Annotated in this window: 12 protein-coding genes and 1 tRNA gene; 2 read left to right on the forward strand and 11 right to left on the reverse strand. The window is 43.1% G+C overall.

Going from position 1 to position 13014, the window contains the following annotated elements:
- The gene (locus tag WC407_RS07590; RefSeq protein WP_373022005.1) at positions 1-639 is read left to right on the forward strand and encodes a transglycosylase SLT domain-containing protein; all 639 of its coding nucleotides are present in this window, start codon (positions 1-3) and stop codon (positions 637-639) included.
- Between the two features lie 24 nt (positions 640-663).
- Here the strand turns inward: WC407_RS07590 and WC407_RS07595 are convergent, their stop codons facing one another.
- The 3 genes from WC407_RS07595 to WC407_RS07605 all read right to left on the reverse strand — a co-directional run bounded on the left by WC407_RS07595 (position 664) and on the right by WC407_RS07605 (position 2812).
- A complete protein-coding gene (locus WC407_RS07595) occupies positions 664-1371 on the reverse strand; it encodes a YebC/PmpR family DNA-binding transcriptional regulator (RefSeq protein WP_373022006.1) in 708 nt (235 codons plus the stop codon).
- A gap of 91 nt (positions 1372-1462) precedes the next feature.
- The gene (locus WC407_RS07600) at positions 1463-2185 is read right to left on the reverse strand and encodes an ATP-binding protein (RefSeq protein ID WP_373022007.1); all 723 of its coding nucleotides are present in this window, start codon (positions 2183-2185) and stop codon (positions 1463-1465) included.
- 99 nt (positions 2186-2284) lie between these two features.
- Positions 2285-2812, reverse strand: coding sequence for a YaeQ family protein (locus tag WC407_RS07605; protein WP_373022008.1), 528 nt, complete (start codon positions 2810-2812; stop codon positions 2285-2287).
- 130 nt (positions 2813-2942) lie between these two features.
- Here WC407_RS07605 and WC407_RS07610 point away from each other — a divergent pair.
- Positions 2943-3017: transfer RNA gene (locus WC407_RS07610), tRNA-Gln, on the forward strand.
- Positions 3018-3135: 118 nt separating this feature from the next.
- Here the strand turns inward: WC407_RS07610 and acs are convergent.
- From acs to WC407_RS07650, 8 genes are all read right to left on the reverse strand, one after another.
- Positions 3136-5094: an acetate--CoA ligase gene (acs, locus tag WC407_RS07615; RefSeq protein WP_373022009.1), complete on the reverse strand. Its 1959-nt coding sequence runs from the start codon at positions 5092-5094 to the stop codon at positions 3136-3138.
- Positions 5095-5106: 12 nt separating this feature from the next.
- Complete coding sequence (locus tag WC407_RS07620; RefSeq protein ID WP_373022010.1) at positions 5107-5721, reverse strand: 3'-5' exonuclease; 615 nt, start codon at positions 5719-5721, stop codon at positions 5107-5109.
- On the reverse strand, positions 5721-7544 hold the full coding sequence (locus WC407_RS07625) for a putative nucleotidyltransferase substrate binding domain-containing protein (RefSeq protein ID WP_373022011.1): 1824 nt from the start codon (positions 7542-7544) through the stop codon (positions 5721-5723). Before WC407_RS07625 ends, WC407_RS07620 begins: the two co-directional genes overlap by 1 nt.
- 108 nt (positions 7545-7652) lie before the next feature.
- Positions 7653-9311, reverse strand: coding sequence for a cation acetate symporter (locus WC407_RS07630; protein WP_373022012.1), 1659 nt, complete (start codon positions 9309-9311; stop codon positions 7653-7655).
- Entirely contained in the window at positions 9311-9625 is a 315-nt protein-coding gene (locus tag WC407_RS07635) for a DUF485 domain-containing protein (protein ID WP_373022013.1), read from the reverse strand. Before WC407_RS07635 ends, WC407_RS07630 begins: the two co-directional genes overlap by 1 nt.
- A 12-nt stretch (positions 9626-9637) precedes the next feature.
- Complete coding sequence (locus WC407_RS07640; protein ID WP_373022014.1) at positions 9638-10987, reverse strand: OprD family outer membrane porin; 1350 nt, start codon at positions 10985-10987, stop codon at positions 9638-9640.
- Positions 10988-11117: 130 nt separating this feature from the next.
- Positions 11118-11783, reverse strand: coding sequence for a response regulator transcription factor (locus tag WC407_RS07645; RefSeq protein WP_373022015.1), 666 nt, complete (start codon positions 11781-11783; stop codon positions 11118-11120).
- Positions 11780-13000: a sensor histidine kinase gene (locus WC407_RS07650; RefSeq protein WP_373022016.1), complete on the reverse strand. Its 1221-nt coding sequence runs from the start codon at positions 12998-13000 to the stop codon at positions 11780-11782. The genes WC407_RS07645 and WC407_RS07650 overlap by 4 nt, the downstream gene beginning before the upstream one ends.
- Positions 13001-13014: the final 14 nt, after the last annotated feature.

Consider the following 13014-nt stretch of genomic DNA (forward strand, 5'->3'; position numbering starts at 1 on the left):
TTGGCGTATATCCTAGGATATACTGCCCTTAGCGCTGCACCCACTTCAGAAGCGCTTAATGCTTCTTTAGAAGCTCTTGGCTCCCCCGAGTCTTACGATGAAATAAGCGCCCTAAATGGAGTTCAAGAGCGCTATCACACGGGATATATCGCATTATACAAACGCTATCAGGAGACCACCCAAGAGTACAAAGAGGTTGAACAAAAATTCATAGAAGCAGGAATCCCTACGTATTTCGCACTCGTCCCTTACGCCGAGTCCAAATTTCATCCCAATTCTCGCGGGTACGGGACAGCCGGGCTATGGCAATTAACCAAACAAAGCGGTCGTAATTTTGGACTTACCGTGACAAAAAAAAAGGATGAACGCCTCAGTATCAACCGTTCAACCGATGCAATTATTCACCTCTTACTGGATCTTAAAAAAGAGTTTGGAAGCTGGTATTTAGTCGATTTTGCTTATGCGGCCGGAGAAGGGACAATCCATCGTCTTATTGAACGAAACGGCAGTAAAAAAATCTCTGTTTTACTCAAAGATCCCCATTTTCCAGCAGGAACAAAAGCCCATTTTGCCAAAACGCTTCTGCTGGATGCCAAAATTCATTATTCACAAACGAATGAGAAAGAAAAGGGAGAATAATTCTCCCGAGGGAGAGAAGTAAAATTAACCGATATTCGTGTAAACGGCTTGGACGTCATCGTCCTCTTCGAGCTTATCAATAAGCTTTTCAATATCCGCCATTTGTTCATCACTAAATTCAACCGGAGAGTTAGCAATACGCTCCAATGCTGCACTGGCAGGTTCTATCCCCAATGCTTCAAGAGCGCTAGAAAGGGCACCAAAAGAGGTATATTCGCCATACACGCTTGTTTCACCCTCTTCGTCTTCAATACTCTCAATTCCTGCATCAATAAGAGCAAACTCAAGCTCCTCTAAATCCATAGCCGGTGTTGGAAATCGAAAGACCGCTTTACGGCTAAACATAAATTCTAAAGATCCATTATTAAGGGTTTCACCTTTGGCACGGCCAAAAATCGTTCGAACATTCGAAATGGTCCGCGCATTGTTATCGGTAGCACATTCAACGAAAAACAAAACACCGTGCGGCCCTTTTCCCTCGATATTCATTTCCGCCAATGAAATAGCATCTTTACCGGAAGCCCGCTTGATCGCCGCATCAATATTGTCTTTGGGCATATTTTGCGCTTTTGCCGTCAAAATAGCACTGCGGAGTTTCGGGTTCATATCAGGGTCTTCACCACCCTCTTTAGCAGCCATTGTAATAATTTTGCCCAATTTTGGAAATATTCTCGACATATTTCCCCAACGCTTCATTTTTGCCGCTTTGCGATATTCAAACGCTCTTCCCATACCGTATGCTCCTCTAAAAAATATAAAAAATTATGAAATTATAGCGATTTTAGCTGCTATCTTCAACGTGCTAAAACCGAAGAAATCAGTTTTAGGCGTCAATATAAACAACATCGCTTTGGATGCTGTTGAAGAGGAGTGAGCGGTTATCCACTCGATGTTGATACAAGAATGTATTCGGCTCCATCGAGCGAAGTACCGTTGTGTTGTAATAGTAGGCGTTAGAACAACGCCCCACAAAAAGAAAGGAGAACAGCAACTTGATACGAGGGTTTTCAAACATCTCATGCGGCTGTGCCAAAAAGGTAAGCCCAAATTTCTTGAGATTGACAAGGTCGAAAATATAAAAAATAAAGTCTTCGAATTTGGTGTAAAACCCTTCCAAACTGGAAATTTCCTGCATAATGTAGTAATAATTATTCAAAAGTTCCCGTTTCTGCATCATCTGAGAAAGCTTGCTTTTGATATCCCGTTTGCTGGCAAAAAAAGAGGGGCTTACCGCCATATAAATGTTCTGACGCTGTTCAATAGCCGTATCCAAAGCGGCATTAAATTCATCACTCTCATTAAAGCACATATAATGAAAATCAGACCCCTTTTTAAATTTCTCCTCTACCTCATCCGGGGTAGGATTGGAAAAATCAAGATACAGGGTAGGAATACCGCTGTCAATGACAAACTCACGAATTTTATTTGCAAGATGGGTTTTTCCTGAACCCGGTTCCGCCAAAATAAGGGTATTTTCGCGCAATACGCGGTCTTGGAGTTCGAGGGTAGCGATAGAGCTTTTAAATTTTCCGATTTTTCGTTTCATAGTTTTATCCATCAAGGGAGATAATATAGGGAGCAAGTATAACCAAAGGTAGCGGATTTAAAGATAAATCGGGAAGCAGGCGTGAAGAAAGGTGACGTATTATCGCCATCTCTCTTGCATTATTGTAACATCTCCCCGCTCACTGTGAAAACTGAGTTCACCGTCGCTAATATTGCATTGCAGACGCATGGAACGCTCACACAATTTTTCTATCCCCTCGGTATAAAGATGAATTACCTTGAGATTTTTAAACCGCTCAAACGTCGTGCCATACTGTTTCCACCACGCAGTAGCACTTTTGGTGTTGTAGGTATAAATGATCACCTTCTCGGATCTTCCACATGCTTTGCGGAGCCGTTTCTCATCCATCTGCCCAAGATCGATCCACAACTCGATCTCTCCTCCGTAATTTTTCTCCCACAGTTCGGGTTCGTCATCTCCTCCGATCCCTTGGGTAATCACTAAGCGATCAGACGCATTGAGGGCAAAGGCGACGAGACGGATCATAAGCCGCTCATCGGTTTCCGAGGGGTGTTGGGCTATCGTTATCTCATGGGTCTCATAGTAATTACGATCCATATCGGCTATACTGAGTTGTACTTTGTAAATCGTTGAACCTGCGGCCATAAAAAAACTCCCTTATACGTGCTGAAACTATGACATAAAGGGGCTTATACTATCGTACTAATCGATAATTTTGAGGTAGCGTCTATTGATCTTTAAGGATTGGATTTGTATTCTTACACTTTCAAAACATTGGGGTATCGCCAAGCGGTAAGGCAACTGGTTTTGGTCCAGTCATTCGGGGGTTCGAATCCCTCTTCCCCATCCACAATTCTGTACACTTCATGCTTTTTTTTGAAATCCGTCATGTTTACAATAACTGCATTCTTTTTATGGGAAAAATAGAGAGAAATCCCCGCCGAAACGGGAGGGAAAAGAAGAAGCTATTAGCCTTTGACTTTTGCTTCGATCGTCGCAACGATACTTGGATCTTCGAGAGTCGAGATATCCTGAGTAATCACTTCACCTTTTGCGATGGAGCGAAGGATACGGCGCATGATTTTACCTGAACGGGTTTTCGGCAATCCCGGTACGAAAACGATATCATCACAAATTGCGATATTACCGATCTCTTTCATGATCACTTTATTGATCTCTTTGACCATCTCCATCTCTTCACCGACGGTATCATCACCTTTGAGTACAATGTAAGCGAAGATCCCCTCACCTTTGATCTCATGCGGTTTACCGACAACGGCAACTTCGGCGACGTTAGGGTGCTTTTTACATGCCGCTTCCACTTCAGCGGTTCCCATACGGTGACCCGAAACGTTGATAACGTCATCGGTACGTCCTGTGATCGTAATGTAACCGTCTTCGTCGTAGATCGCGCCGTCACCCGTGAAGTATACCGGCTGACCATCTTTTTTGACATCACCGAAATACGATTTCACGAAACGCTCAGGATCACCCCAGATGCCGCGAATCATTGAAGGCCATGGACGTGTTACACACATATAACCGCCCTCCCCTACTGCTACCTTTTCACCCGTTTGGGGATCTAAAATTTCTGCCATAATCCCCGGAAGCGGGAATGTTGCGCATGCAGGTTTGATCGGAGTCGCTCCCGGCAATGGAGAGACGATGTGTCCTCCTGTCTCGGTTTGCCAGTAGGTGTCAACGATCGCACATTTGCCACCACCGACTGCCTCATAATACCATTTCCATGCCGGTGGATCGATCGGTTCACCAACGGTTCCGAGCACTTTCAAGCTGCTGAGATCGTATTTTGCCGGTTCATCTTCACCCATTTTGTGCAATACGCGGATCGCGGTCGGAGCGGTATAGAATTGGTTGATTTTGTACTCTTCGACCATTTTCCACGGACGTCCCGCATCCGGATAGGTCGGTACCCCTTCGAACATGACGGTTGTCGCACCCATAGCTAACGGGCCGTAAACGATATAGGTGTGTCCGGTAATCCAGCCGACGTCTGCCGTACACCAGTAGGTGTCGTTCTCTTTGACATCAAATACCCATTCCATTGTCATTTGCGCCCAAAGGATATACCCGGCTGAGTTGTGTTGAACCCCTTTCGGTTTTCCGGTAGAACCTGACGTGTAGAGGAGGAATAGAGGATCTTCAGCGTCCATCACTTCCGCTTCACAAATACTGGATTGGTTTTTTATGAGTTCATTATACGAATAATCGCGTCCCGCTACCCATGTCACATCCTCATTGTTGCGCTCAACAACAAGAACTTTTTCGACCGGTGATTTTTCATCAATCGCCAGGTCGACTACCGGTTTGAGCATGTACGGTTTGTCTTTTCGATATGCACCGTCGGCGGTGATGACCAATTTTGCCTCGGCATCTTCGATACGGTCTTTTAACGCTTCAGAAGAGAACCCTCCGAATACGATCGAGTGGATCGCACCGATACGGGCACATGCGAGCATCGCGTACGCCGCTTCAGGGATCATCGGCATATAGATAACAACGCGGTCACCCTTTTTGACACCAAACTCATTTTTTAGAAGGTTGGCAAATTTATTAACGTTGTAATAGAGCTCAAGATAGGTAATGATTTGTTTATCACCGCGGTCCCCTTCGAAAATGATCGCCGCTTTGTTTTTACGCGAAGTAAGATGACGGTCAATACATTGGTGAGCAACATTGAGTTTACCGTTCAAAAACCATTTGTAAAACGGTGCGTTGCTCTCATCAAGTACTTGGGTATACGGTGAGAACCAGTCGATTTTCTCAGAGGCAAAATGTCCCCAGAACCCCTCATAATCTTCACTTGCCCATGTTTGTAAATCATGGTATTCACACATATTTTTGATACGGGCTTGCTTGGCAAACTCGCGGTTCGGTTGAAAAGTTGGTTTTACGATATCACTCATAGTTAAGGCTCCTTAATGTAGTTTAAGTGTATTTTTTAATTTTATATAGACCATTGCGGTCATGATAGCATCGTTCAATGCATTGTGCTGTCCCATCCTTGGAACATTCAAATCTCGCAGGATGGTGTCAAAGCGTAAATCAATATTTCCTTGAGGGATAAGGGCGATTTTTTTATCAAAAAAAAGCCCTGAAACCTCAATCTGTTTATGGGGAAGTTCACACCCAAGCCACGGTTTGACGAGACGATTTATCATCGCCATATCAAACTCTAAATAATACCCTACCAAAGGGCGATTTTCGATGAATTTCAAAAATTTTTTTACCCCTTCCAACGGTTCCATTGCGTTCTCCAAATCGCAGGGACGAATATGGTGGATTTTGATACTTTCAACACTGATCTCACGAGAAGGTTTTAAGAAAATTTCAAAACTCTCCGAGGTCAAGATACGATCCCCTTTAACTTTCACCGCACCGATACTGAGTATCGCATCTTTTTTCGTATTTAACCCGGTAGTTTCCGTATCAAACACGACCACTTCATCCCCATCGTAGGGTTCAAACATCCATAAATAGGAGTCATCTTTGAGAGAGCGACGATTCCATGAACGTCTGAGATTCTCAAACATCAAACTACCATTCCTAAATGAAAATGATACGTAAGAAACTTTTTGAACGTATTGACGATTTTAAATGCATCTTTGAGCAGATCTCGATCCGTTTTGCTAAACAGTTTCGGATTGACATAGTTTTGTTCTTCACTTTGCTGCTTTTGGGAGAGCATTGAGCGCAAACGTATCCCCAGCAATGTATCATACGCTTCTATCAACTCACTCGCAAACCGTTTGTCAAATAATCCGGCATTATTAAGTTCTTTAATTCGCTCCGTTGTATTGGTGCATTCGATTTTGTATTCCAAAGCCAAAATACGGACACCGTGGACAATCGCAAAAATTCCCCCTTTTTTAATATCCAGTTCACTTTCATGCCCGGCATGTCCGAGAACAAAACCCGAAAAAAGACTTAATGGGGTATCAAACGCGAGTGCCGCTTTTGCCAAATGGGCCAGCACATCGCTACGTCCCTCAAAATGTTCACGAATATAATCTCTGCATGTTCCAAGCAACTTCTCATCCCCTGCGACACACGTAGCATCCAAAAAGATTGATAACGAGCGGAGTGCATCCTCGTTTAATGTCTCTACCCATTGCGAAATCATGGTTTTATAACCTGATACGCTTTGACGCCAGTATGGATTACTTACCATAACATTACCGCTGCATTTTGGAAACCCGAGACGTATTAAATACGCGTTAAACCGGATCATGTACGGCTCAAATTCGGCTTCATCCGCACCATCTCGAATTATAAGGGCATTATCCTGATCGGTACGCAAAATCTGCTCGCCGCGTCCTTCACTCCCCATTACAATCAAGGCACATTGAGAGTGTAATTTTTGCGGAACAACCATCTCAAATACTTTACGATACACCTTTGCATTAAGTTCGCTGACAAGTTTAGAGATATAGCGAACCCGCACCCCCTTGGAGGTCAAAGAGCGAACCAGGTAGTTTAATGAACGCTGCGTGTTTTCAAGTTCTTCAATACTCGATGAGCGTTCGATGGAAGCAACAATCAAATGGGTGTGATTTGCAAAATGACTCAGCAAATCAAGCTGCTCTAAAATACCGACAACCTTCTCCCCTTCGACAACCACCAGACGCATAATCCCGTGCTTGGTAAAAAGGAGCAATGCATTGAATAAAAAATCGCTTCGCTCAATCGTTATCAGACCGTATGTCGCAATATCACCGACCGGATCATTGGTACTTTTATCAACCAATAAAACCCGCTCACGCAAATTGCTATCCGTAACAATCCCCATATGACCGGCATTATCAACCAGCATCACGTTTGCATTTTTCTCCATCATCACTTTCAGCGATTCTTTGATGGATTGAGAGGCATCTACGATACAGGGGGTATGGAGATAAATTTCATCCACACGCGAAACCATAAAAGGGGTCAATTCGTTTTGGTGCTGTCGCTCTTTGAGGTTTTGATGTTTGGTGATAAAGTCTTGCATAAAGTAGTTTTGAAACGGTTCGACATCCTGGAGAAGGTTGAGAAAAGATTCTTTGGGGAGGCAGTAACAGATGAGATCTTCGGCAACGCTAAAAGTGCTTTGGGTATTTCCGTATATCAGGGAATTCGCGTCAAAGCTGTCGCGTTCCCCGTATACATTTTGGAGTTCACCCTCGATGGTTTCGTTGACAATACCTTTGATTATGATATAGAGAGATTCTGCCCTAACCCTCGGAGCGATCAAGACCGTCTCCTTCGGATAATAGGCAATATCCATCTGTGTCATCAGTTTTTCGATCATCCTCTCCCCTAAAAGATCAAAAGGATGGATCGACATCAATAGTGCTTTTTGGTCAAATAGACTCAAAGCTGACTCCTAAAAAATCAATGAAAGAAATCTGCCTCGATAGAGGCAAGCTTCAGTGCCATAGCGGCTAGCACAGCCGAAGGGGCTTTTGCTCCTTCGGCGTTCAAATCAATGTTCAACAGCACCTTCTGCACCGATACCGGTTTGGCTACGGATAAATTGTGCTTCATACCCTTCTTTCTCACGTGCCGCATTGTCGCTTTTGTCGGTAATCGAGAAGAACCAGATTCCGATAAACGCCGCACTTACCGAGAAGAGAGCCGGATATTTGTATGGGAAAATCGGTTCTGCATTTTTAAGGAAATCAACCCATACGGTTGGTCCGAGAACGACCAATACTGCTGCCGTCAAAAGACCCAAAGATCCACCGATCAATGCACCGCGAGTGGTGAGTTTTGACCAATACATAGAGAGGAACAAAATCGGGAAGTTTGCACTTGCAGCAATTGCAAACGCCAATCCGACCATGAACGCAATATTTTGCTCTTCGAACGCAATACCCAAATAGATAGCAACAAGACCCAAAATAACCGTAGCAATTTTAGAAACTTTCATCTCCATAAGACCGTCGGTTTTACCTTTTTTGATAACACTGGCGTAAAGGTCATGCGAAATTGCTGATGCACCCGCCAACGTAAGACCGGAAACAACCGCAAGGATCGTCGCAAACGCTACCGCAGAGATAAATCCAAGGAAGAAATCGCCGCCCACTGCATGGGATAGGTGAATTGCCGCCATATTGTCGCCGCCGAGAATCGGGTAGCCGCCATCAACCGCTTGTTTAGCAAGGTCAAGATATTGTGGATTTTGGAATACCATTACGATTGCACCGAAACCGATAATAAACGTCAAGATATAGAAATACCCGATAAATCCGGTCGCATAGAAAACCGATTTACGAGCTTCTTTTGCATCACTGACGGTGAAAAAACGCATGAGGATATGCGGAAGACCCGCGGTTCCAAACATCAACGCGATACCGAGTGAAATTGCCGAAATCGGATCACTTACCAGTTTACCCGGAGCCATGATAGAGCTGTCTTTCATACTAACAGCCGTTGAAAACAACGATTCAAAGTTGAAGTTATAGTGAGCCATAACCGCGATCGCCATAAATGTCGCACCGGAGAGCAACAAGAACGCTTTGATAATTTGGACCCATGTTGTCGCCAGCATACCGCCGAATGTTACGTAAAGGATCATCAACACGCCGACCAAAATAACCGCGATTTCATAATCAAGACCGAAAAGAAGCTGAATAAGTTTACCTGCTCCAACCATTTGAGCGATCAAATACAAAATAACCGTTACAATTGATCCAAATGCCGCCAATGTACGGATCGGGGTTTGTTGTAAACGATACGATGCGACGTCTGCAAACGTATATTTTCCGAGATTACGAAGCTGTTCAGCCACCATAAACAAGATAATCGGCCAACCGACCAAGAATCCGATAGAGTAGATCAAACCATCATACCCTTTACCGTAAACGAGGGCTGAAATACCCAAAAACGATGCCGCGGACATATAGTCCCCTGCGATCGCCATACCGTTTTGGAAACCGGTAATTCCGCCACCTGCGGTGTAGAAATCTTTTGCCGTTTTAGTACGTTTGGCTGCCCAATAGGTAATCCCTAACGTTGCACCAACGAAGATCAAGAACATAATAATGGCAGACATATTTAACGGTTGTTTTTCTACCGCACCGCTAAGGGCTTCACCGGCAAATGCAGCAACCGAGAAAAGAGCTAAAAATAACGCTTTCATTATTCCCCCTTTGCTTTATTTTTGATACGTCTTGTAAGTTCATCAAACTCACCGTTCGCACGTCGAACATAGACCCCGGTAAGGATAAATGCACTGAGAATAACACCGACACCGACCGGAATTCCAACTGTCGTTACAGCGCCAGCCGATAACGGAGTCCCCAAAATTGACGGATCAAACGCAATCGTCAATACAAAACCGAAATAAATAACCAACATGACGATAGTTAATGTCCAAGCGAATTTACTTCGCACACTAACAAGGTGGTGAAAATCGGGATCGTTTTTAATACGATCGACAAGTTCTTGTTTCATACTCGTACTCCTTTAAAAGTTATAATTGACGATAAAACGGTATTCACTCCAGCTGATAGCGCCAGTCGTACTTTGATAAAAATCATCCGTATAGTTCGCACGAAGGCGAAGTTGAAGATTTTTGACTTTCTCTGGAGAATAGATGACATCCACACCAGATTCTTGTGCCGTCCATGCATAATTGGTAGAGTAACCATTGAGGGCATCCATTTTAAACGAGGTATAGTAAATGCCCGTATTCAGATTGACCCCAAAATTTTTCCAGTCGTAACTTCCTGCAAGTTTCCACGCATCGGTTCCTGCCATAAACTGATGACGCGTTACCATACCCTGAGTATAAGCCGGCATCCCACCCCATGGAGAAATTGTTCCACCGTTAACCGCTGCGGTAGCATCTTTACTGTTATGCGAAATTGCACCGTATACATCGAAATTAGCAACTTTCACCCCTGCTTTTGCCGCAGAAAAATCACTTTTTACTTTTGTGATAACACTGTTGCTACCCACATCTCTTTCACCGATGTACTGTGCCGCAACGTAGGGAGCAATGCCATTTGCCATCGTAAACCCATAACTAGCTTCCCCATATATTGCATTGAGAATATTGCGGGCATAATAATCCCACAATTGAAGTTTCAGTCCCGGAATTCCTGAATAAATAGCTGCGGCAACACTTACACCGCCGGTATTCTGACCGATCGCATAACTTCCCATATCGACAAACTGGCCTGTGTCGGTATCTCTAATGTTATTCAGTGAATATCCTGAAGTAACACCTAGAACTCCACCGTTATATGCGCGTCCAAACGTCCCCTGAGCAAATTTGGTTACTTGCGCTGCGATAAACGTTGTATCTTTAAGATCGGTATTACTGACGACATATGCTTCAAAAAGATTCGGAAGCATCCTTGCATCATCACTTCCCGCCATAGGGGTATCAAGCTTCTGGCGTCCCCCTTTGAAGGTTGTGTTGCCATATTTATATTGCACATACGCTTCACCCAGCTGACTGTAAGAACCGTTATTATTACCAAGCAAAGTTGGATCAACTCTGTAGTAGTCCATTTTCGTATCTTGCAACAATAAACCGTTGGTTGTGTAGAATGCGGCCCCTAAACTCAAACCGTTCCATGCAGCTGTATCGTATTTTAAATATCCGCCGATAACATTTGCTTTTCGAGTATAATCTTTACCCACAACTCCTGATACTGGACGGGTATCTTCTACATCACGGCTGATCGAGAACTCTCGGATCTGTCCACTAACTTTTCCCTCTTTGAACATGCTCTCCAAATCATCGGCTGCTGATGCGTTCATTACGAGTAATGATGCTAAGAGTGAAAGACGTACTGTATGTCTCATTCTGGCTCCTTCAAGTTTTTACACCGTCATCATAAAAATAAAACGTAGCACGAACGTAGCAAAAGGTAAATTAGAAAAAATTATTCTTTAAAAGTAAATTTCAGCATGCGATATGAGTAAAAAGGTAACACTAATGTGGGCGTGGAATATCAATCATGTAACCTAATGCCCGTATGTTTTGAATAAAATCTTCTTTGAGACTCTTGTTCAACCGGCTCACTTCAGCCCGTATCGTTGCATTGTCAACGTATTCATCGTCCCATATATAGGTGCGAAATTGTTCAAAATCAACGACTCGGCCACGATTACGTGCCAACAAATCGATAATTTGGAGCTGTCGTTTAGTAAGCGGATGTGTTACGTTATCACACAACAAAGTTGAGGTTGAAGCATCGTACGCGTAACTCTTCGAAAGCCGTACATGACTTTGAGGAATGACACAATTTTGCATCACTTTATCGATGCGCAATGAAAGTTCTTTGAGATGAAACGGCTTTTTTAAATAATCAAAACAGCCAAGGTCGTACGCACGGCTAATCCCTTCAATATCAACTAACGCGCTGATATAAATAGCGGGAGGGCGAATTTTGAGCAAATGGAGTTGTTCCAGTAAATCCAACCCGTCTATCCCCGGTACATTGATATCGAGAATGAGCAAATCAAAGTTATCGGATTGTATACGTACCAATGCATCATTTCCGTCATAACACGGAACGATTCGATGTCCCAATGCGACAAGGTACTCGCTGATCGCTTCGCTTAGCATCTGTTCATCTTCAAGTAAAAGGATTTTCAAACATTCCCCTCTTTTATAAACCGGTATTCAAAACGGGTGAAATCGTCATTGGATTCAATCGCTATGGTGACCCCTTCTTCATCGCAAATCGATTTCACCAAACTAAGTCCCAGTCCAAATCCATCTGTTTTTTTTCGTTCCCTGTAGTATGCCTCAAAAATCTTTTGCGCGTCATGAATTTTTTGGGAACGGCTCTCTACCCAAAATAGACAAGCATCAACGGTATAGCGAATCCCTACATGAATAATTTCACCGTTTTTGGTATATTTAATCGCATTGGTAAGATTATTATCGATAACCCGCTGCAACTTTGTTTCGTTAAATTGTATCCATGAAGGAAAATCCGGTTTACTAAATTCAAACGAAAGATTGGAAAAATGGGCAACCTCATCAAAAAATTCGAGACGTGTTCCGATATATTCTCCCAAATCAATCGCTTTTAAGGGATACTCAATTTGATCTTTTTTGACCAAATAACTCAGATCATCATAGATACTAAAGATATTTTTTACCGCCGCTTCGATCTTTGCAAGATAGCGATTTCGCCCCTCGTGCATTGTAAATAACTCAATATTAGCCATAATAACCGAAAGTGGGGTATGGGTTTCATGAATCGCATAACGGATAAACTGTTTATGCGATTCTAATAGTCCTTGTGAAAATTTTTGTTCCTCTTCCAATGCACTGTTTTTGAGTTCCAGTGCCTGAGTTTTAATGCGAACTCGCTCTTCCAAACTGGCATTAAGTTGATATAAAGACTCTTTTTGCTGCTCTAATGTCAAAGCCATCTCATTGGCATAGCCCGCCATCTTTTTGAACTCCTTAAAATAAAGGTCGTTCGATGAAATCGGTTCCGCTTTTTCATGGGCAGCTTCAAAAAATTCCATAAACCGTTCCATATCACGAGCGATCATACTGTTAACAATTTTGGATATACCTACGATAAAGCCAAAAAGGATCATCGCCAATGTAGCTATCTCCACCATAACTCTTATAAGCCGTGTTTTGGGTAAATTTTGAAAGGAAAGGGCGCTGTTTAGGGAGGCAATTTTGTTGATTTCAATCCCGCTTTGTGCTGTTTTTAAAAAATCTTTGTATTCATCGTAGATCAGCAAAGAAGAAAAAATAACCGTAAAAAAAAGGATAAAAACAATAGTGTAAAAGTTAACCTGATTCAGGCTGATTTGAGACCATCTACGACTAAACCAATCTCCCATCCCAAACCTGCTTT

It is taken from the genome of Sulfuricurvum sp., assembly GCF_041651515.1.
GTDB lineage: Bacteria > Campylobacterota > Campylobacteria > Campylobacterales > Sulfurimonadaceae > Sulfuricurvum.